19 protein-coding genes are annotated in these 21,162 nt (G+C 53.1%); 12 read left to right on the top strand and 7 right to left on the bottom strand.

Translation table 11 applies throughout. The features are described from left to right. Positions 1 to 2 precede the first annotated feature (2 nt). From ACN0R1_RS10185 to ACN0R1_RS10155, 7 genes are read left to right on the top strand one after another with little or no spacing between them, the layout of a single operon-like run. Positions 3 to 800, top strand: coding sequence for an ABC transporter permease (locus ACN0R1_RS10185; RefSeq protein ID WP_417582445.1), 798 nt, complete (start codon positions 3 to 5; stop codon positions 798 to 800). A 3-nt stretch (positions 801 to 803) separates the two neighbouring features. Next, a complete protein-coding gene (locus ACN0R1_RS10180) occupies positions 804 to 1,523 on the top strand; it encodes an ABC transporter ATP-binding protein (protein ID WP_417582443.1) in 720 nt (239 codons plus the stop codon). A 15-nt stretch (positions 1,524 to 1,538) separates the two neighbouring features. Further along, a complete protein-coding gene (locus tag ACN0R1_RS10175; RefSeq protein ID WP_417582441.1) occupies positions 1,539 to 2,312 on the top strand; it encodes a cephalosporin hydroxylase family protein in 774 nt (257 codons plus the stop codon). A gap of 11 nt (positions 2,313 to 2,323) precedes the next feature. Next, positions 2,324 to 2,932: a methyltransferase domain-containing protein gene (locus ACN0R1_RS10170; RefSeq protein ID WP_417582439.1), complete on the top strand. Its 609-nt coding sequence runs from the start codon at positions 2,324 to 2,326 to the stop codon at positions 2,930 to 2,932. Then, positions 2,929 to 4,911, top strand: a complete 1,983-nt coding sequence (locus ACN0R1_RS10165) for a glycosyltransferase family 2 protein (RefSeq protein ID WP_417582437.1) — start codon at positions 2,929 to 2,931, stop codon at positions 4,909 to 4,911. The genes ACN0R1_RS10170 and ACN0R1_RS10165 overlap by 4 nt, the downstream gene beginning before the upstream one ends. After that, complete coding sequence (locus tag ACN0R1_RS10160; RefSeq protein WP_417582435.1) at positions 4,901 to 5,665, top strand: class I SAM-dependent methyltransferase; 765 nt, start codon at positions 4,901 to 4,903, stop codon at positions 5,663 to 5,665. The genes ACN0R1_RS10165 and ACN0R1_RS10160 overlap by 11 nt, the downstream gene beginning before the upstream one ends. Positions 5,666 to 5,709: 44 nt before the next feature. Further along, positions 5,710 to 10,026, top strand: coding sequence for a class I SAM-dependent methyltransferase (locus tag ACN0R1_RS10155; protein ID WP_417582433.1), 4,317 nt, complete (start codon positions 5,710 to 5,712; stop codon positions 10,024 to 10,026). 215 nt (positions 10,027 to 10,241) lie between these two features. Here ACN0R1_RS10155 and ilvA read toward each other — a convergent pair whose 3' ends face one another. Next, positions 10,242 to 11,759 carry a threonine ammonia-lyase, biosynthetic gene (gene ilvA, locus ACN0R1_RS10150; protein WP_417582431.1) on the bottom strand — a complete coding sequence of 506 codons (1,518 nt, stop codon included), beginning with the start codon at positions 11,757 to 11,759 and terminating at the stop codon, positions 10,242 to 10,244. Between the two features lie 137 nt (positions 11,760 to 11,896). On the opposite strand from ilvA, the gene rpiA reads away from it, so the two are divergent. Then, complete coding sequence (gene rpiA / locus ACN0R1_RS10145) at positions 11,897 to 12,571, top strand: ribose-5-phosphate isomerase RpiA (protein ID WP_417582429.1); 675 nt, start codon at positions 11,897 to 11,899, stop codon at positions 12,569 to 12,571. 10 nt (positions 12,572 to 12,581) lie between these two features. On the opposite strand, the gene ACN0R1_RS10140 is transcribed toward rpiA, so the two are convergent. Together ACN0R1_RS10140 and ACN0R1_RS10135 are read right to left on the bottom strand one after the other, a co-directional pair. Then, the gene (locus ACN0R1_RS10140) at positions 12,582 to 15,050 is read right to left on the bottom strand and encodes an ABC transporter permease (protein ID WP_417582427.1); all 2,469 of its coding nucleotides are present in this window, start codon (positions 15,048 to 15,050) and stop codon (positions 12,582 to 12,584) included. Beyond that, positions 15,047 to 15,742: an ABC transporter ATP-binding protein gene (locus tag ACN0R1_RS10135; protein ID WP_417582425.1), complete on the bottom strand. Its 696-nt coding sequence runs from the start codon at positions 15,740 to 15,742 to the stop codon at positions 15,047 to 15,049. Before ACN0R1_RS10135 ends, ACN0R1_RS10140 begins: the two co-directional genes overlap by 4 nt. Here ACN0R1_RS10135 and ACN0R1_RS10130 point away from each other — a divergent pair. Both ACN0R1_RS10130 and ACN0R1_RS10125 read left to right on the top strand, forming a co-directional pair. Further along, on the top strand, positions 15,741 to 16,355 hold the full coding sequence (locus ACN0R1_RS10130; protein ID WP_417582423.1) for an arylesterase: 615 nt from the start codon (positions 15,741 to 15,743) through the stop codon (positions 16,353 to 16,355). The two genes, ACN0R1_RS10135 and ACN0R1_RS10130, sit on opposite strands and share 2 nt — an antisense overlap. A gap of 27 nt (positions 16,356 to 16,382) precedes the next feature. Further along, on the top strand, positions 16,383 to 16,904 hold the full coding sequence (locus ACN0R1_RS10125) for a hypothetical protein (RefSeq protein WP_417582421.1): 522 nt from the start codon (positions 16,383 to 16,385) through the stop codon (positions 16,902 to 16,904). Here the strand turns inward: ACN0R1_RS10125 and ACN0R1_RS10120 are convergent. The 3 genes from ACN0R1_RS10120 to cysQ form a co-directional block, all read right to left on the bottom strand. Beyond that, the gene (locus ACN0R1_RS10120) at positions 16,891 to 17,547 is read right to left on the bottom strand and encodes a methyltransferase domain-containing protein (protein WP_417582419.1); all 657 of its coding nucleotides are present in this window, start codon (positions 17,545 to 17,547) and stop codon (positions 16,891 to 16,893) included. The two genes, ACN0R1_RS10125 and ACN0R1_RS10120, sit on opposite strands and share 14 nt — an antisense overlap. A gap of 50 nt (positions 17,548 to 17,597) precedes the next feature. Then, positions 17,598 to 18,182: a Fe-Mn family superoxide dismutase gene (locus ACN0R1_RS10115; RefSeq protein ID WP_417582417.1), complete on the bottom strand. Its 585-nt coding sequence runs from the start codon at positions 18,180 to 18,182 to the stop codon at positions 17,598 to 17,600. Between the two features lie 216 nt (positions 18,183 to 18,398). Next, positions 18,399 to 19,268 carry a 3'(2'),5'-bisphosphate nucleotidase CysQ gene (cysQ, locus tag ACN0R1_RS10110; RefSeq protein WP_417582415.1) on the bottom strand — a complete coding sequence of 290 codons (870 nt, stop codon included), beginning with the start codon at positions 19,266 to 19,268 and terminating at the stop codon, positions 18,399 to 18,401. Positions 19,269 to 19,311: 43 nt separating this feature from the next. On the opposite strand from cysQ, the gene yrfG reads away from it, so the two are divergent. Beyond that, on the top strand, positions 19,312 to 19,968 hold the full coding sequence (gene yrfG, locus ACN0R1_RS10105) for a GMP/IMP nucleotidase (RefSeq protein ID WP_417582413.1): 657 nt from the start codon (positions 19,312 to 19,314) through the stop codon (positions 19,966 to 19,968). Next, positions 19,965 to 20,363 (top strand): ribosome-associated heat shock protein Hsp15, encoded by a 399-nt coding sequence (hslR, locus tag ACN0R1_RS10100; protein WP_417582411.1) that lies wholly within the window; start codon positions 19,965 to 19,967, stop codon positions 20,361 to 20,363. The genes yrfG and hslR overlap by 4 nt, the downstream gene beginning before the upstream one ends. A 7-nt stretch (positions 20,364 to 20,370) precedes the next feature. Here hslR and ACN0R1_RS10095 read toward each other — a convergent pair whose 3' ends face one another. Then, positions 20,371 to 21,156: a phosphatase PAP2 family protein gene (locus ACN0R1_RS10095; protein ID WP_417582409.1), complete on the bottom strand. Its 786-nt coding sequence runs from the start codon at positions 21,154 to 21,156 to the stop codon at positions 20,371 to 20,373. Between the last annotated feature and the right edge of the window lie 6 nt (positions 21,157 to 21,162).

Genomic DNA, 21,162 nt, shown 5'->3' with positions numbered 1-21,162 from the left:
CCATGTTGACTACAACCTTTTGGGCTTTTTTGCGCCACGAAATGCGCGAGTCCCGACGCTACTCAAACGCCATTGTTTACATGACCTTTAGCGATTTGCGTGCCCGCTATCGGCGCAGTGTGCTAGGCCCATTTTGGCTGACTATAGGCACAACCATAGGCGCCCTGGCTCTTAGCTTCATTTGGAGCGAGCTGATGCATAAAAAACTGGCCGAATTCATCCCGACCCTGACGGCGGGACTGATCCTGTGGCAGTTCATTTCTGGAGTGCTCGGCGAAGCGCCCAGCTTATTCATTCGTCAAGCTCCGCTCATCCGTAATCTCAACCTGCCTCTGACAATTTACCCACTCCAATTGCTGTTACGTCATTTGTTAAATCTGCTCCACTATGCGCCGGTGTACATCTTGATAGCCTTGTGGGTCTCACAGCCAGTCAATCTCAATACCCTGCTGATAATCCCGGGACTGCTGCTGGTAACGCTGAATCTGTTATGGCTGGCATTACTGATCGGTCTGCTTGGCGCACGGTTTCGTGACCTTGAATACCTTTTTGCAACAGCTATGCCGCTACTGATGTTGCTTAGCCCCGTGTTCTACAAGCCAGATTTCCTGCCCTTCAGCGAAATGTATATCTGGCTAAATCCCATCTCACACCTGATCGAAGTCATACGCAGTCCGTTGCTGGGTCACCCAATTCCAATCTTTGTGGTTATTACAAATTTGGGTTTACTTTTGTTCGGTAGCGTCACAACACTCTTGGTGTTCCGGCGTATGCGCCACCGTATAGCTTTCTGGGTATAGCTCATGGCCGCTATCCATTTTGACAAAGTCACTGTGCGTTATCCCGTCTATGACAGCCGCGGGATGTCGCTACGCAACCACCTGTTACGTATCAGCACGGGCGGCATCATTGAGCGCCAGACAGGCCAGGTACAGATGGTGACTGCGTTGCGTGATGTTAGCTTTCAGCTCAAGCGCGGCGATGCCGTCGGTCTGATTGGTCACAATGGTGCGGGCAAGAGCACACTGCTGCGGACCATGGCAGGTATTTACTCGCCAACTTCGGGCAACGTGATTCGACAAGGGCGCGTCGCGACCATGCTCGAATTGGGCGCGGGCATGGACATGGAGTTAAGCGGCTACGACAACATCACGCGCATGTGTCTGCTTATGGGTGAGTCGCATACTGCGATCCGCCAGCATCTCTCGGAGATAGAAAATTTTACTCAACTCGGTAATTTTCTACAGATGCCAGTACGTACCTACTCATCGGGGATGCTCGCGCGCCTTGTATTTGCGATTGCCACATCGACCCGCCCTGACATCCTGCTGGTCGATGAAGTATTCGGTCTCGGCGATGCAGAGTTCCAGATCCATGCTCAGCAACGTATGGATGCACTGGTCAGTACAGTCGGTATCTTCGTATTCGCCTCGCATTTCGGTGATATCTTAAAGCGCTATTGCAATCGTTTCTTTCGCCTCGAACATGGCCAGCTCACTGAATGCGGGCGGAATGACTTCTGAAGGATCGACACACGAATGAAGATTAGCATCGACACTAAACGCCGAACATTGGACTACCAGACATCCGACAGTACAGAAGTAAATCTTCCGCTCTACTCGCAAGATGCCTTTCGCTTACTCTCTGAGGTATGGCTCAAGCAGGAGTGGAATCAGTTGCACTGGCAGAGTTTTTCCTGGCTGGGCTTCCATATATGGCAACTGCCGGAAGATGTGTTGCGCCTACAGGAAGTGATCGCGCGCCTGAAACCTGACCTGATCATCGAGACCGGTATCAACAATGGCGGCAGTTGCATCTTCTTTGCCTCGCTCTGCCAAATGCTGGGGCGTGGTCGAGTAATATCCATCGACATTCAAATTTCCCCCGAGGTACGCACGGCCATCCAGGATAGTCCGTTCGCCGCCCTGATCACGCTGATTGAAGGTGACTCAACCTCGACTGAGGTGATTGCAGAGGTACGCGCACATGTTAAGCCTGACGAGTGCGTCTTCGTATTTCTGGACAGCGATCATCACAAAGCCCACGTTCGGCGAGAGTTGGATGCATATGGACCATTGGTGACTTCAGGCTCCTATATCGTGGCAACCGATGGTATAATGGAGCGGCTGACAGATACGCCCAATGGTGACCTGCGCTGGAGCTACGACAACCCTGCTGAGGCTGCACGCGAATTCAGCAAAGATCACCCGGAGTTTGTCATCCAGCGCCCCAGCGCGTTGTTTAACGACGACAAGACCCTCGACAACCTAACCTACTGGCCCGATGCCTGGTTGTATCGCCATCCCGACTGAGTCCTCACGCCATGCATGCAAGCTCCTACGACAAAATGCAGGTCTTCGTTGAACAGTATCTGGTCGAGAACCAGCAGCAACCTTTGCGTATTTTCGACCTGGGCAGCCAAGACGTAAATGGCAGCTACCGTTCATTGTTTGACCGCCCCGACTGGCATTACACCGGCCTTGATATGGCCCCGGGTGCCAACGTCGATAAAGTGCTGACAACCCCTTACGTGTGGAGGGAAGTGGCCTCCGCCAGTGCCGATGTCGTTATTTCAGGCCAAGCGTTCGAGCATATCCGCTACGTATGGATCAGCATGCTTGAGGTAGCACGCATCCTCAAGCCTGGCGGCTTGTGCTGCATAATAGCGCCATCCAGTGGACCGGAACACCGCTACCCGTACGACTGCTGGCGCTTCTACCCCGATGGCATGCAGGCCTTGGCACAGTTCGCCCAATTGGACATCCTGCAGGCCAGCACTCAGTGGCAAGCACAAGGTTACTCTGACTGCAGCGACTCTTGGCACGACAGCCTGTTGATCTGCCGCAAGCCTGACCATGGTTTTGTGTGGAACACCAAAAGCAACCTGAAACGCTGGCTGCAGCATCGAGCCATGACACTGGGACTGCGATGAGCAATCGCCTCATCCGCCTCCGCCAATTGCTGATGGGCATACTTGCCCACGGCGGAGGCTGGCGCATGACCTTGAACAAGGTAATGACCGTGTTGCGCCATGAGGGGCTCACCGGACTGCGCTACCGCCTTACGAATCTCGGTGCGGTCGCAAGTGGCGTCGCGATCATAGACGCCAATGGCACACAGGTACTGCGCAACGACTATCAGGAATGGTTGAAGCGTTATGACAACCTCGACGACGCGCGGCGACAACACATTCGTCAACGTATCGAAACCTTGCGGAAGCCGATACTGATCAGCGTGCTGATGCCAGTTTTCAATCCACGTATTGACTGGCTGATCGCAGCGATTGAGTCGGTACGCAACCAGCTCTACCCACATTGGCAATTGTGCATCGCCGACGATGCTTCGACAAACATCCAGGTCAGAAAACTACTGGCTGACTACGCGGCCGCCGATGCACGCATACGCTTCGTACAGCGCAACACGAATGGCCATATATGCGCCGCCAGCAACAGCGCGCTGACTCTCGCCGAAGGGGATTGGATTGCCCTGCTCGACCAGGATGATCTGCTCACCGAACATGCATTATATTTCGCTGCCGACAGCATGCTGGAGCATCCTCAGGCACAGGTAATCTACTCCGACGAAGACAAGGTCGACGAAAACGGCAATCGACACTCGCCCTACTTCAAGAGCGCATGGAACCCGGACTTATTCCATTCGCATAATCTGATCACCCACCTTGGCCTCTATAAGCGTGCATTGGTAGAGCGCATCGGAGGCTTTCGCACAGGGCTTGAAGGTGCCCAGGACTACGACCTGGCACTGCGCTGCATCGAACAACTGCAGCCAGACATGGTGGTACATATCCCCCATATCCTCTACCACTGGCGCAACCACCCTGCTAGCACCGCTGCCAGCAGTAACGCCAAGCCCTATGCCATGCAAGCTGGTGAGCAAGCACTGAACGAACATTTCGCACGCCTGAACATTGCCTGCCAAGTCAGCCGTCATGGTCACGGCTTTCGCGTGCGATACCCGCTGCCCTTGCCGGCGCCGCGGGTCAGCATCGTGATCACCAGTCGCAACAGCCTGCTCTTACTGCAACGCTGCATTGAGAGTGTGCTTCGGGTGACCCGTTATCCAGACTACGAGATTGTGCTGGTGGACAACGACTCTGATGATCCCGCCACTCTTACCTACTTACAAACGCTGGCTAACGAGCCGCGCGTACGCCTGCTGCCTGGTCCAGGCCCGTTCAACTATTCGGCTCTGAACAATCACGGAGTCCGCCACGCGAGTGGCGCCATTATTTGCCTGCTGAACAATGATACTGAGGTGCTGGATGCGCACTGGCTGGATGAACTGGTGAGTCACGCTTGTCGCCCTGAGATCGGTGCAGTAGGTGCCAAACTGCTCTACCCCAATGGCCGCTTGCAGCATGCCGGGGTGATACTCGGCATCGGTGGCTGGGCTGGCCATGCACACAAGGGCCAACCGGGACGAGCGCAGGGGCGCTGGGGGCGAGCAGCACTTATCAGTGGTTTCTCCGCCATAACCGGTGCCTGCCTGGTCATACGTAAGGCACTGTACGACGAACTGGGAGGACTCAACGAAGAAGAACTGGCGGTGGCCTGTAATGATGTCGACTTATGCTTGCGTGCCAAAGTAGGGGGCTACCGCACCCTTTGGACACCTTATGTACGCCTGTACCATCACGAGTCGGCCTCTCGTGGCTACGATACAACACAGGAAAAGAGCGCCCGCCTAGCGCGAGAGATCGCCTATATGCATAGGCACTGGGGAGAGTGGCTGAGCAACGATCCCTGTTACAACCCCAACCTGACGCTTGAACGCGAAGACTTCAGCTTGGCATGGCCGCCTCGTGTCGACGTCTCAGCAAATATCAGAGCATCTTCACGCACCTGGCTTCCTATTAGCCGTAACAGAGACACCACTTTATATGCGCCCTAGTTATTCAGCCGAGTTTATCGAGGTGGAGTGCCGCGCACCCGATCTCGATCAGTGTTTATTCTATCACTGTGTAGACCTCCCCTCCGAGAGAGAGCAGCTCGGTATCTGGGACCTGCGTTCAGGTGTGGATGACTACCTCGGACATGTTGATTTTACCGATCAGTCTGTTCTCGAAATAGGCCCTGCCAGTGGCTTTCTCTCCTTCCATATGGAGCAACGCGGCGCAAGGGTCACAGCAGTGGAGCCATCCATGCAGCACCTATGGGATACGGTAACGCTGGCGGGGTTTGATATAGAAGGCTGGCGCAACGAGTTCAGCAAAAAAATCACCGGTGTGCGTAATTCATTCTGGTATTTGCATCATCTGCACCGTTCGTCGGTGCGGCTGATTGAAACCGACCCTCAAGCTATTCCCGCAGGCCTAGGAGACTACGATATCGGTTTGCTGGCGGCCGTGCTGCTACATTGCCGAGCCCCATTCAATCTCCTGGAAAGTCTGTCGCAGCGTGTGCGCAAGACGATGATCATCACAGAACTCTATGATGAAAGTCTGGGGGATGAGCCAGTTTGTAGACTGATCCCCAAGCCATCGATCCGCCAAGTCGATACTTGGTGGTCATTTAGCCCCTCATTTATCGTCAATGCGCTAGCCGTGCTGGGGTTTGAGCACGCGCAAGTCAGCATCCACCATCAGGTACACCTTGAGCTCGAAGAGCCTGTGCCCATGTTCACCGTGGTCGCGCACCGAACCTGAAAATCCAGTGCCATCTGAATCACCTTTTGCCCGGATACCGAGATATGAATTTGCCAGCCTCCGCTACTCTTGATGACCTGCTATCTACTCAGTCGAACTGGTTGTTCCAGAAGCCGCTGCGACTTGGAAAGCCAAGTGGCTGGTGGGGGCACATACCTTTCGCTTTTTGGGTGGTCGCCGCCGCCCGACCTCGCACACTGGTCGAATTAGGCACTCACCACGGTGTTTCTTATGCCGCTTTTTGCGAGGCAGTAAGCTTGGCAAAGCTGGATTGCCGGTGCTTCGCGGTGGACAACTGGCAAGGTGATGCCCATGCAGGTTACATCGACGAGGCTGTCTACCAGGATCTGCTGACGTTCAACCGTGCACGCTATGCCACCTTTTCCGAGCTGATTCGTTCTGACTTTGATGAAGCTGTCGGGCATTTTACAGAGGCCTCCATTGACCTGCTACATATCGATGGCTTCCATACATACGAAGCCGTTTCGCATGACTTTCAGCACTGGCAAAGCAGGCTGTCCGAACGCGCCATCGTGTTGTTTCATGACACCAACGTGCGTCGTAACGATTTCGGTGTGCACAAGTTGTTCGCCGAACTCGCTCAGGACTACCCTCACTTTGAATTCCTGCATGGAAATGGTTTGGGCCTGATTGCTTATGGCAAACAAACTCCAGAAGCCATCCGTCATCTTTGTGCGGCCGGCGACAAAAGCGTCTCCATGCTGCGTGATCGTTTCGCCCATATCGGCGCACGCTGGGAAGGCCATGCCAGGGAGCAGGAAATGGCAAACTCCTTTGAGCAGCAGGTCGCGACACTCGAAGCCATACGGGTCAAAGCAGACGATCAACGTGCGCAGGCTGAAGCCCACGTCAGCGAACTTGAGCAGGAGCATACGCTGTTACGTGAAGAACATAAGCGACAGACAGCCGTGCTGGATGATGCTCATACACAGCTAGATGATGCTCATACACAGTTAGGTGATGCTCATACACAGCTAGAGCAGGCTCGTCGTACACTGACCACCAGCCTAGCAAGTGCCCAAGTCCAGGCACACCGCCTGGCACAGAGTCTCCTGGCGAATCAACCCGTGCAGCCTCGAGCGAGCCTACTGCGCCGTCTACAGCTATTGCTGCGCCGCGGCCAAGCCAGACGCAATCCAGTTGCAGACGTAATACGTCGCTCGCCATTGTTCGATGCCCAGTGGTATCTGCATACCTATGTCGATGTGGCGCAGGCGGGCATAGATCCAGCTTTTCACTATGCCGCCCACGGTGGCGCAGAAGGTCGCGACCCCGGCCCCTGGTTCTCTAGCCGTAATTATCTTCAGCAAAATCCCGATGTCGCCCGCGCCAGTATCAACGCCTTGTTTCACTTTGAACTTCACGGTCGGCGAGAAAAACGCGGCTTACCGCTGCCGTCGCTGTTCAATACGCCGGCTTCGGAACAGCGCGAGAATCTGGATCTCAAGGCCATTTTTAGACAGCAAAGCCAAAAGCGGTTAGAAGAATTTCTCGCCGACGGCAGCCTTCTGCAGTTGCCGACTTGCAATAAGCCGATTTTGTCCATCGTACTGGTACTGCATAACCAGGCAGCGCTGACATTCCGCTGCCTCGAATCACTAGTGTCTGCAATTGACCAGCCCACAGAGATACTGATCGTCGACAACGCATCCAGCGACCAGACCCGCAACTTGTTGGCGCGTGTGCATGGCTGCAGCGTCTTCCAACAAACCGAAAATTTGCACTTCCTGCTTGCCGCAAATCTGGGAGCCGCCCAAGCATCTGGCCGTTACCTCCTGTTCCTCAACAATGACACCTTGGTTAAGCCAGGCGCACTCCATGCAGCCACCAAGGTATTTCAGGAACGTAATAACATCGGCGCAGTGGGCGGAAAAATTGTTCTCCTAGATGGCACGCTGCAGGAAGCTGGCAGTATTGTCTGGAAAGATGGCAGCTGCCTGGGATATGGACGTGGCCGCGACCCGTACGAAACCGAATTTCAGTTTCGCCGCGAGGTTGACTACTGCTCAGGGGCATTTCTCATGCTACCGCGCGCATTGTTTGCCAAGCTGGGCGGATTTGATACAACTTTTGCCCCGGCTTACTATGAAGAAACCGACCTGTGCATGCGCTTGCGCCAGGCCGGCTATAGCGTTATCTACGAGCCAGAAGCAGAAATCACCCATATCGAGTTTGGGAGTGCCACACGCAGTGAGGCCGCCACACAGCTCATGCAAGCTAATCAGAGGGTTTTTCACGAACGTCATGCCCACATCCTCGACCAACAACATCAGACCGCTGGCAGTTGCGTACTGACAGCCCGCATGCGCCCACCTGCCCGTGGCCGCATTTTGCTGATCGACGATCAGGTTCCTCTTCCTTCCTGGGGGTCAGGATTTCCTCGTGCCCACGAACTGCTAACAACGCTTCATCGCCAGGGCACTTTCGTAACGCACTACCCAATGGCCGCTGTACACGCCGACCTAACCGAGGCCTATAGTGTTCTGCCGCGAGAGCTAGAAATAGCTGAACCTCTGGGCTGTGCGGGCTTGGTCAGCTTTCTGCACAGCCGTCGTGACTATTACGACGCCATCATTATAAGTCGCCCACACAACATGCAGTTGCTGTACGCGGCGCTCAAGCACGAACCCGACCTACTCGGTCAAACCCGCCTAGTTTACGATGCCGAAGCAATTTTCGCCCAGCGCGACAAACTCAAGGCCGAGGTGCTGGGCCATACAGGGCATTTCGCTGACTTAACAAGTGAACTGCACCTCGCCAAGCCCGCGCAGACCGTCCTGGCGGTCAACAAGGTCGAAGCAGAGCACTTCTCTCGTGCCGGTTGCGCTGATGTTCGTGTACTCGGCCACTGTATCGAACTGCAACCTACGCCCGCCGGGCATGCTGAGCGTCAGGATCTGTTGTTCGTTGGCCGCCTAGTGGAGGATGACTCACCCAATGCTGACTCGATCCGATGGTTCGTCGCTGAAGTCATGCCTAAGCTAGACCGACTGCTTGGTAGCAGTTATCGGCTGAATATTGTCGGCGCCTGTTCAGTAAAACTGCGTCGTAGCCTGGAGAACCAACGGGTACGCTTCCATGGCCGAGTAGAAGACATCCACCAGTTCTATGCCCAGGCGCGCGTATTTATCGCCCCGACTCGCTTCGCTGCCGGAATTCCGTTAAAAATTTATGAAGCCGCCGCCCATGGTCTTCCTGTTGTGGCCAGTGAACTATTGGTCGAACAGTTAGCGTGGGTATCCGAGATCGAAGCGCTTGCAGCTAATTCGGCTGACAACTTCGCACAGGCCTGTGCGCGACTGTATAGCGAAAAGTCTCTGTGGGAAAAGCTGCGCAAGCACGCTTTGCAGCGAGTCCAGCTCGACTGTTCGGTGCGGGGGTTTACAGATCAAGTTCGCCAACTGCTTGAGGACAGCCTGGTCCACAGCAGCAAAATTGACAGACAGGCCTATGCAGCCAAAATCGATCAGGCTTGGGGCCAACGCGCAACTGGCCAGGGAATGAACTGGATGGAGCATCCACATGTGCGAGCACGTTTGAATAGCAAAATTTCAGGGAATCCGGAGCAAGAAAGCTACCTTTATTTACGTAGTTTTCTGCAACAGCAAGGCTGGCAATTCCCGGTTAAGCGCGCAGCCAGTCTAGGCTGTGGTTTCGGCCCACTGGAACGAGCACTGGTGAAGGAAAATTTTGCCGAACGCATCGATGGCTTCGACTTGGCCGCAAGTGCCATCACTGAAGCCAGGCGGCTAGCAGCAGAAGCCAATATGCCTGAGCTGCACTACCATGTTGCTGATATGGAGCATCTACAACTTCCGAACGCACAGTTCGACTTAGTATTCGCCTATAGCAGCGTTCATCATGTGGATGACCTCGATAACCTGTTTCATCAGGTCTGGCAAGCCCTACGCCCTGGTGGTGTATTTTTCCTCCATGAGTATGTAGGCCCTGACCGTTTTCAGTGGACGGAAGTACAACTTGAATATATCAACACGTTCATTGAGAACCTGCCGCCAGGCTACAACTGCCTGCCTGATGGCCGAGATCGTGGGGCGGTGAGACGCCCCAGTATTGAGGACGTGATCGCTCACGATCCTTCCGAAGCGATACGCTCATCAGAGATTGCAAAGACCTTAGAGCAGTACTTTGACACAGTGTGGCGTCATGAGCTCGGGGGCGCACTCCTGCATACCGGGCTCAGTGATATTGCCCAAAATTTCTCGATGGACAATCCCTCAGATATAGCGCTTATGGACAATTTTTTTAACTTGGAGGATCAACTGATGGCCGAGGGCAAGATTTCTTCAGACTTCACGGTATTTATGGCGATAAAAACCTGACAGCCTTGCGGTGTTATTCACAAACGATGACGTGGTCTGGCTGCTGGCCAGGCCTGCGCAGGCCTAGGGAAACTCTGAAAAAGACTTCCTGATTTGGCAAAATACCCGAACTTCACCTGAACCTCCCCTAGTTTACGGACACATTTAATCAGCCGTCTAATTAACCTGTCCGTTTTATTAGGGGAAGCTCAGTTCTTTTGTCCTCGGTTTATCTTTTAACCCAAAAATAACCGATAAGCCTCGTTGTCAGTTTCTTCCCAATAGCTGTAGCCAATGTCATCAAGGAAAACAGGCACCTGATCGCGTTCATTTTCGGGTACTTGCATACCTAAAAGAACGCGGCCGTAGGCGGCGCCATGGTTACGGTAATGGAACATGGAAATGTTCCAGCGACCGCCCAGTTTGCTTAGGAACAGCATTAGCGCGCCGGGGCGTTCTGGAAATTCAAAGCGATAAATCACTTCATTATTCACGTTAGCGGGGGCATGGCCACCGACCATGTAGCGAATATGAATTTTGGCCATTTCATTATCGGTCAGATCCACTACATCCACTTCGTGTTTGGTCAGTGTTTCCAGCAGATCTTTACGGCCATCGTTGCCAGGCTTGATTTGAATACCGGCAAACACGATCGCTTCCTTGTCATCACCATAACGGTAGTTGAATTCGGTAATGTTGCGCTTGCCTAGTGCGGTGCAGAACTTTTTGAAGCTGCCTGGGTGTTCGGGGATCCGTGCGGCAATGATGGCTTCACGTTTTTCACCCAGCTCAGAACGCTCGGCAATATGACGCAAGCGATCGAAGTTAACATTGGCACCAGAATCTATGGCGACCAGGGTCTGCTTCTTGGCGTTGGTCTGTTCTACATATTTCTTCAGGCCCGCGACTCCGAGAGCCCCTGCTGGCTCACAGACGGAGCGGGTATCATCAAAAATATCTTTTACGGCGGCACAGATTTCATCGGTTGTAACGGTAATGACTTCGTCGACGAACTGCTTGGCCAGTTCAAAGGTGTGTTCACCGATACGCGCCACAGCAACGCCATCAGCAAATAAACCTACTTGGGGCAAGGTAACGCGTTCACCGGCTTCTAATGCGGCTTTAAGGCAGGCCGCATCTTCAGGCTCAACGCCAATGATGCGAATCTCTGGGCGCAGATATTTTACATACACGGCAATACCGGCAATCAGACCACCACCGCCCACGGGCACAAAAATAGCATCAATCGGCGCACTGTGTTGTCGTAGTATCTCCATGGCAATGGTGCCTTGCCCGGCAATGATATCTGGGTCATCAAACGGGGGGATGTAGGTCATCCCTTTTTCTACCATTAGCTTGCGTGCGTGTGCCTGTGCTTCATCAAAGGTATCACCGTGCAGGACAACCTGACCGCCGCGTGCTTTAACACTGCTGACCTTAATGTCTGGTGTGGTTTTTGGCATCACAATAATGGCTTTGACGCCCATCGCCTTGGCCGACATGGCCAGACCCTGGGCGTGATTGCCCGCTGAGGCGGTAATCACGCCCGCGGCTTTTTCAGCTTCGCTGAGCTGTGCCATGCAGTTATAGGCACCTCTGAGCTTGAAGGAAAAAACCGGCTGCAGGTCTTCGCGTTTAAGTAAAACGCGATTGCTGAGACGGGCCGACAGTGAGGGTGCTTCATCCAGCGGGGTTTCGATGGCAACATCGTAAACGCGCGCTTCAAGAATTTTTTTGATATACCTGTGTGCCATAGCGGGTGAGTAAGCCAAGATAGTCTGAATAATTAATGGATACTGATGGTATCGGCTATGTGTGCTAACGTCTATAAGCTAAAGGCTGTCAGGCGTATAATTGCCACAATCTATCCAAGTGAATGCAGGTGAATATAATGAACCAGGACGAAATGAAGCGTGCAGTAGCCATCGCCGCTGTTGATATGATCCGGCCTCGGCTGGAAAAAACCTCAGTCATCGGTGTCGGTACTGGCTCCACGGCTAACTGTTTCATTGATGCACTTGCAAAGTGTCGTGATGACTTTGCCGGTGCCGTAGCCAGCTCAGAAGCTACGGCAGAGCGGTTGCGCCAACATGATATTGAAGTGTTTGACCTGAATAGTGTGTCGCAGCTGGAGTTTTACATTGATGGTGCTGATGAGTTTGATCCACACTTCAATCTGATTAAAGGCGGTGGTGGTGCACTGACGCGTGAAAAAATCGTTGCGGCAGTGGCGAAAACCTTTATCTGTATTGTCGATGAAAGCAAGAAAGTGGATGTACTGGGCAGTTTTCCCCTGCCGGTAGAAGTGATTCCCATGGCGCGTTCTTATGTGGGTCGGCAACTTGCCGGTCTGGAAGGGCAGCCAGCCTATCGTGAAGGCTTTGTGACCGATAACGGCAATATTATTTTGGATCTGCATGATGTTGAGATCCTCGATCCAAAAGCCTTTGAGCGTCACCTGAACAATATAGTCGGTGTGGTCACCAATGGCTTATTTGCCAACCGTAGCGCCGATGTCATCCTGATGGGTACACCGCAGGGTGTAGTTACCCTGCGGCAGGATTGATTCGCTGGGATTAACCGGTACGTAGCAGTCGATAACACTGGGGTAGTGTCAACTGGCGTCGCATCAATGCGCCACTTAGGGTGAAAAACAGCGTTGAGGCGGCGGGGAGTAACAACCACATGCGTGGATGCAGACCCGGTTCCAGGTTCAACAGGTACAAATACAGCAGTGCCAGTGTGCCTTCGGCGGTTAATACGGCGAGCACGCCACACACCAGCCCCAATAACATTAGCTCCAGCAGGTCCAGTTGTTGGGTTTGGCGTGCGCTGGCGCCTAGCGTCTGTAGTAGCGCACTTTCATAGCGACGCTGATCTAGCGCTTGCCTGAGTGTCAGTAGCATCAGTAGCGCCCCGCAGAAGAGCGTCAGGGACAGAATCAAAGCTGAGCTGTCGCCGAGTCGTTGTATCCAGGTTTCGATTTGCTGCAGTAACTGGCCTATATCTATCAATGTCAGTGATGGAAACTCACGCACCAGTTGTGTTGCCAGCGCATCTTGCTCTGGTGTGAGCCTGAAGCTGGTAATAAAGGTGGCAGGCATTTCTTGCAGGGCTGCCTGGTTGAAAATAACGTAAAAATTAGGCTGGAAAGAGGCCCACTCTACCTCTCGCAAGCTGGTGATGCGTGCCTCTACGGTTAAACCGCCAAGATCAAAGCCTAAGCGATCCCCCGGAATGAGTCCCAGCTCTTCAGCCATTTCGCGTTCCACTGAAATTTCAGCTTCAGACGTATCAGTGGTCCACCAACTACCGGCTACCAGACGGTTATGGGATGGTGGCTGATTGCTCCAGCTAAGATTGAGCTCACGATTGAGGGTGTTGTGCTCCAGCTGTTCGGGATTCATGCGTTCATGAATCGGCTCACCATTCAGTGTTGACAGACGGCCTCTGATCATCGGATAGAGTTGACTGTTGATCCCTTCCTGTTGCAAAAAGGTTTCTAAGGGCTCGGTTTGCCAGGGTTGAATGTTCACTACAAAGTAGTTGGGCGTATCGTCTGGAATTTGTGCCTGCCAGTCAGTCAATAGATCCGTACGGCTGATCCATACCAGGCTGAGCAGGGTCATTAGCAGAATTACAACGCCTGCCTGTAAGCGATGCCAGCGCTTTTGCTGTTCCAGGCGCATCAATAGTAAGCGTCCTAGTAGCAGTTTGTGTGCCAGTGGCCGGGCCAATAGGCGCAGACTGCGCTGTGCTAGCCAACCGAACACGGCACCGCCGACCAGAATTAACAGCAGCAGGGTTAAGGCGGCTAGGGGTGCTTCCAGGAAAGTGAGCAGGGCGGCGGCTAACAGTGCGAAGCAGACGAGTTGGATAGATACGGCGCGTTTGTCTGAGCCACTAATTTCATCCCGAAACAATGACGATACCGCCACCCGTGACAGTTGTAGTACGGGCGGTAAACCCAGCAGAATTAGTAACGAGAAGCCCATGGCGCTGCCGCTGAGATAACGCCAGGCTGTGGGTTGTGGGAGTTGCTCGGGTAGCAGTTCATTCAGCCAGCTGAGAATCAGTTGCTCCAGCAGTATGCCGGTTAGTGTGCCCAGTAGTGAAAGGGCTAGCCAGGCAATCAACAGTTGACAGAGATAAAGCTTGATCAGGTCATTAGCTCTCATGCCCAGGCTGAGAAGCAAGGCGCAGCGTTTGTGTTGGCCGAGACTGAAACGACGCAGGCTGAGGAAAATAGTCAGTGCGGCCAGCAGCAAGGCAATGAGTGCCGTGAGCTTTAGGTAGCTGAGTGCGCTGCCGAGTGCGGCACCCGTCATTGGCTGATCTGATCGGAGACTGAAAAGCCGCTCATCGGATGATAATGAATCCTGCAGCTGGATTTCGAATGCTTCCAGCAACTCAGCAGGCCCTGCTATGAGTAAGCGAAACTGTGCACGACTGCCAGGTGCGAGAATGCCGGTGGCTTCTAGATCATCACTGTGCATGACCAGTTGCGGGCTGAAGCTGCGAAAGCCTGTGCCTCTATCGGGTGAGCTGAGTATTTCAGCGCCAATGCGCAGCTCACTGTAACCCAGGGTGATGATGTCGCCTGTTGTCAGACCCAGTTGGGATAAAATTCGGGCTTCAACCCAGACCTCGCCGGGTGGTGGCATTTGTGTTGGTTGTTCTGGCTGGGTACGTATCTGTCCTCTTAAGGGATAGGGAGGTGTTGCCGCACGTACCGAGACCAGCATCATCTGGTCATCTACATGGATCATGCTGGGGAACTGAGCGACTTCAGTGGTTTCCAGGCCAGCCGTGCGTGCCTGTTCTAGGCGTTCCAGATTAATCGGGCGCTGGCTGCTGAGTACCAGATCAGCGCCGAGCATGGCGGCACTTTCACGTAATAGCCCGCGCTCAAGGCGATCGCCCAGCAGTGCCAGCAGTGTGGCCAGGGCGATGGCGATCCAGGTTGCGAACAGCAGCGCACGCCATTCAGTGGTGCGAAGCTGAGTGCCTATCTGGCGCAGTAACAGGAGTCGGAACCCTTTCATGCGGTTGTCTCGTGCAGTTGTCCGGCATGTAAGGTAACGCAACGTTGGCAGCGAGCCGCCAATTCCTGGTCGTGGGTGATCAGGATCAGCGTGGTGTTTTCCTTGGCATTCAGGGCGAAAAGCTGCTCAATAATCTGATGCCCAGTCTCTTCATCAAGGTTGCCGGTCGGTTCGTCGGCAAACAGCAGCGCCGGGCGAGTGGCAAAGGCGCGAGCAATGGCGACACGTTGTTGTTCGCCACCAGAGAGTTGCGCCGGGTAGTGCTGCATGCGGTCTGCCAAGCCAACTTCAGTGAGCCAATGGCGCGCTTTTTGGTCAGCCTCTTTATCTGATCGAATTTCCAATGCTAAGCGTACATTGTCCAGGGCTGTTAATTCAGGAAGTAAATGAAATGATTGGAAAATAAAGCTGATATAACGGGCGCGTTGGTCAGCACGGGTTTTGTCATCCATATCGCTGAGAGAGCGTCCGGCGAGTTTGATCTGGCCCTCACTGGGTTGATCGAGTCCGGCGAGCAGGCTCAACAGGGTGGATTTGCCTGCCCCTGAACGGCCAACAATGGCTAACGTCTGGCCTGCGTGAATGGTGAGGTTCAAATCGCTGAATAGCTTTAGGCGTTGAGCTTGTGCCGGGAACCATTTTGCGACATTCTTGGCCTCAAGAATAATTTCATCAGAATTCAGGAGCGTCATGCGTTATCTCATTTCCTTGGCTTTGTTTATGTCAGCTTCTCTTAGCGCAAATACCCTGCTAGTCCTAGGTGACAGTTTGTCAGCCGCTTACGGCATTTCACCCGAGCAAGGCTGGGTGGCATTGCTGGATGAGCGCTTGCAGGCAACTGATACAGATTATCAGGTAATCAATGCCAGTGTCAGTGGTGAGACAACCAGCGGAGGCTTGACGCGTCTGCCTGCGCTACTGTCGCAACATCAGCCAGATATCGTGCTGATTGAACTGGGCGCTAACGATGCCTTGCGAGGGCTGTCGGCAGCGGTAATCGGCGAAAACCTTAAGTCACTGGTAGCGCAAAGTCTGGACGCAGGTAGTCAGGTATTACTCATCGGTATACGCATACCGCCTAATTATGGACCTCAGTATACCGAGGCATTTTTTGCACTCTACGCTGAAGTAGCAGACCAGTATGAGGTGCCTAGAGTTCCCTTTTTGCTTGAAAATGTTGCACTGGATTGGAATCTGATGCAGTCTGACGGGCATCATCCCAATGCAGCAGCACAGCCACTGATTCTGGACAATGTCTGGCCTTATCTGGAACCGCTGCTGACAGCTCAAGCGGATGGCTCCTAATTTTATTAGCACTATGGATTTCTTAGTATGAAAACATCGGCCCCATTTATTCGGACAGGCAGCCTGCTGACTGTAATATTGCTGGTTTCAGCCTGCAGCAGTGTACAGATCCCAGGTTTTGGCAACCGTGACACGTCTGAATCTGCTCCAGTAGAAACAGCGAAGGTAACCGAGCCGCCATTAATTACGTCGTTGGACTGGACCCCTAACTACACTCAGCCGATTCGTTATCTGGAAGCACAGTTGCGTGAACAGACTGACAATCGGGCCATGGGGCAAACCATCACCAACATTGCCTACCTATATGATGCGCAACTCTATGTGCTGTTTCATGAGTTTTTGGATTACTTGCCTGATACAGCCAGGATAAGAGAAATTGATGAGCAGAATGGTTGGCTGGATACACGTCAGGAAGCCGTCAGCGAAGCCTTTAACCGTAATGGTGGCGGTGATGCAGGCTCCTATCATGCCGCCGATATGTTTATTGCCCAGACGCGTCAGCGCATGAGTCTGATTGAACAGCGCCTGGCGGGCGTTAAGATTCAGTAATCAGTTTCCATAGCAGTTGCTGACTGGCCCGGTATTTACGCTCAAATGCGGATATGGCTGGGCTGTCAGTAGCAATTGGCGTGATCAGGCTGCTGATGCCATAGGTCATCAGTCCAGCCTGAAGTTCCTCAAGGTATATTTTCCAATTACTGCGTGCTTCAAACTGCTGGCTGAGCTTAACCATAGACGGAAACACTGGGTGTGCATGGAAGCGTCGGCTTAATTGAGAGGCTTTCGGATAAGGGTTAGGGTAGAACAGACAATGCCGTGCCGGCTGCCAGTTTTCGGCAGCAGCGAGGCGCCAGAAATCCACTAGGTCAGTTCGTATCAGTAGGGCATTGTCGGGTAAGTCGGGGCGTTCACGTTGCAATCGCTGTTCGGATCGATCGAGACCTAGCACGAAGTGATCTGGGTACTGCTCAGCGAGAAAACGGGTGGAGTCACCGACACCGCAGCCCGAGTCCAAAATCAGTGGGCCACCATGCGCGGTCAGTCGTGCTTCTGCCTGCTGGAATGCCTGCAAGTTAAAGTCGGCTATCGGCTTTTGAAATACATGCTTACGGTGGCGAGCTAGCTGATCCATCAGATCTGGATGGCAACCTTGCTGAGCCGATGTTACTTGTCTGGAATTACCTGTCTTCATATACAATAAGACCGCGCTGGGCGCGGTCTTTAGTCAACCTTCTGTGGTGATTATCCGGCAAAATTCTGGTTAGCAAACTCCCAGTTAACCAGAGCCCAGAAACCTTTCAGGTAGTCAGGACGCAGGTTGCGGTAATCGATATAGTAGGCATGTTCCCACAGGTCAACGGTAAGTACCGCTGTCTGACCATTGGTCATCGGCGTGCCCGCGTTGCTGGTGTTGACGATTTCCAGTGAGCCGTCGGCATTTTTGACCAACCAGGTCCAGCTGGAACCAAAATTGTTCACTGCGCGGTCATTGAATTCTTCCTGGAACTTCTCGAAAGAACCCCATTTGGCATTGATAGCATCTGCCAACGCGCCTGTTGCTGCGCCGCCGCCATTAGGAGACAGGCAGTGCCAGTAGAAGGTGTGGTTCCAAACCTGCGCGGCATTGTTGAACACCGGGCCAGCAGGGGCAGCTTTAATCACTTCTTCCAGTGATTTGCCTTCGAACTCTGTACCAGGAACCAGTCCATTCAGCTTAACCACATAGGTGTTGTGGTGTTTGCCATAATGGAATTCCAGGGTTTCAGCAGAGATATGGGGTTCCAGTGCATCTTTGGCATAGGGAAGTGCGGGTAGTTCGAAACTCATAATATACGTACCTTATTATCTGACAGGTTTAAATCAATGTGGCTTAATGTCGCTTAATAATAGCACCGAAATATGTATCTATCATGATACAAAAAGTGTGTATTTTGGGTCGCAAAGGCGTGAGCCACACTAGCTAAATAGGCCTTTAATTGCCTACCTTCACTTGTTTATCTTGGGGTGAGTCTGTGAAAATCAAGGGCTGACTCTAAAGTGCCCTCAGTCGGGTAGGGATATAGATCGCCAGTTAGATCGCTTTTGGCCACTGGCAATAAAGCCGGGATTCTCCAGGGAGTCTTTGCTGTTGTATGGCAACGGAGTGAGTTCAGGCAGTTGCAATAACTCCCCTCCTGCGGCTTCCAGTATGGCCTGACCTGCGGCCGTGTCCCATTCGCTGGTGGGTGACAGGCGCAAATACAGATCGGCTTTCCCCTCGGCAAGACGACACAGCTTCAGTGAGCTGCCGAGGCATTGGGTGGTTAGGTTGTGGGTGGCGTCGGCCGGCAAAAGTTGCGCAATGGCGGCTGACTCATGCTGGCTGTGGCGACGGCTGGTTAACAGCGTCAGATTCGCTGCAGCGCTGCGCGTATGAATCGCTGTGCCGGGGGCTAAACGCTGACTTTTCCATGCTCCAGTTGCCGCGCTACCCCAGTAAAGTGTTTCGTTATCAGGAGCATAGACGAGCCCGAGTTGGACTTGGCCCGCTTCAATAAGGGCGATGTTGACGGTAAATTCGCCATTGCGTGACAAAAACTCCCGGGTGCCATCAAGCGGGTCGAGCAACCAATAGCGAGACCAGTGTTGCCGTTGTTGCCAGTCAGGAATGTCGGCTTCCTCGCTCAGTATCGGGATGTCTGGTGTGAGCTGTTGCAGGCCTTGCACTAGTAGTTTGTGTGCGGCCAGGTCGGCGGCTGTGACGGGGGTGTCATTACTTTTCTGTTGCGTATTCCAATGGGCTGGATCTTGGTAGATGTGCATAATGGCATCACCGGCTTCGCAGGCTAGCTGTTTTAGTGAGGGTAAGAGTTGGAGGTACATGCGGCTCTCGTTGGTGATGGTTGAGTCATAGACTTTAAAAGCGCTGGTCAAGCGTTCATACTCCTATAAGTATAAAAGAGAAACAGGCGGGATGATGCTGGATTGGAAAGAAATCGATACCTTGCTGCTGGATATGGACGGCACGCTACTGGATCTGCACTTTGATAGTTATTTTTGGTTAGAGTTTTTACCGCTGCGCTATGCTGAGATGCATCAGCTTGAACCGGGCGAAGCGCGCGCCTGGTTGCATGAGCGCATCTGCCAAGAGCAGGGGACGCTGAATTGGTATTGCCTGGATTACTGGACAGAGCAATTGGGCATGCCGATTGCGGCCCTAAAACGTGAGATAGCTGAACGTATTAGTTTCAGGCCGCATGTTGAAGATTTTTTGCTGGCTGTGCGCCATGCCGGTATTCGTTCGGTGATCGTAACTAATGCCCATCGCGGCAGTTTATCCTTGAAAATCGAAAAAACCGCTATCGATGCACTGGTTGATAATGTCATCAGTTCGCATGACTTCCGTTACCCGAAAGAGGCACAGGCGTTCTGGCATCAGTTGCAGCAGGTGGAGCCCTTCGATCCTCAGCGAACCCTGCTGGTAGATGATAGTCTGGCTGTGTTGCGTTCAGCACAGACCTATGGCATCCGTTATTTGTTGTCCATTGTGCAGCCAGACAGTCAATCTGAGCCTCGCACTATTACAGAGTTTCCCTTTATCGATCATTTTACCGAGGTTATGCCAAACAAATGACCCAGCATTATTATCACTCAGATCAAAAAATACGTCTGGATAAATGGTTGTGGGCGGCGCGTTTTTATAAAACTCGAGCACTGGCTAAACAGATGATTGATGGCGGCAAGGTGCAGTACGATGGTGTTCGTGCCAAGAGCAGCAAGATGGTAGAAGTGGGAGCGGAAATTACGCTGCGCCAGGGGAATGAAGAAAAAACAGTCGCCGTGCTGGCGTTATCGGATCAACGTCGAGGTGCCACCGAAGCCCAGGCCCTTTACCGTGAAACAGAACAAAGTGTGGCACAACGAGAGGCGCATGCGGCGCAACGAAAAATGCTTGGCAGTGCACCAGAGCACCGACCCGACAAACGGAGTCGGCGCGAATTACTACGTGTTAAGGGCAGCTGGGATTAGCATTGGCTCAGGGGTTGAAAAATGGCAGCTGCTTAAACAATGGCAGTCGGCCGATAAGTCGAAATAGTGGTAAGAAGGCTTTTTCTATCCAGCGAGTGAACTCCAGTAACACCGGTGAGTAAAATGCCCAGGCGAGTATTGGCAAAGCTACAGTGAAGCCGCCTACCGCAACATCACTGAACCAGTGAGCCCCGCCGACCATTCGCGGCAGTATCATCAGGGTAGCCAGCAGCACAGCGAGATAGCTGCCAAAGCAGCGGGCATTCATGATTAGATAAGCGGCCCAAATAATCAGCACGGTGGCATGGTCGCCCGGAAAGCTGCGGCTGGAGCCGTCCTTAGCCGGTATGTCTGAAAAGAGTTCAGTTAGCAGGTAAACTGGAGATAGTGTCATAGAGGGGCTGGGCCCGCTGAGATCCAGTTGTTTGGCAAATTCGTAGAAAAAATAACGTAAAGGTACCAGTACAATCATGAGCACTAGAAAGCCTATCAGTGCCTGTTGCAGTTGGGGTCGCTTAAAGCCAAACCCAGGAAAGGTAATGAACATCAGCATGATCAGAGCCAGTAACATATCTTTATAGCGAGTGTTGGCCCATGCCCAGACCCATGCCCAGGTGTCTCCTTCTGACAGGGTGCCGTTAAGTGCAAAAAATACACTGCTGTCAACTTGTCGCCATAGTTGAAAGCCGCTGGGGGATATGAAACTCAGCATTAGCAGCAAGGCCGCCAGGTGCATCATGATCAAGGGTGCGGGGCGCCATTGTGTACCGAATACAGGAGAGATTGAAGTCATGCGTTT

The sequence above is a fragment of the Nitrincola sp. genome, assembly GCF_048264025.1.
Lineage (GTDB): Bacteria > Pseudomonadota > Gammaproteobacteria > Pseudomonadales > Balneatricaceae > Nitrincola.
This window is presented reverse-complemented; position numbering and strand designations above follow the sequence as displayed.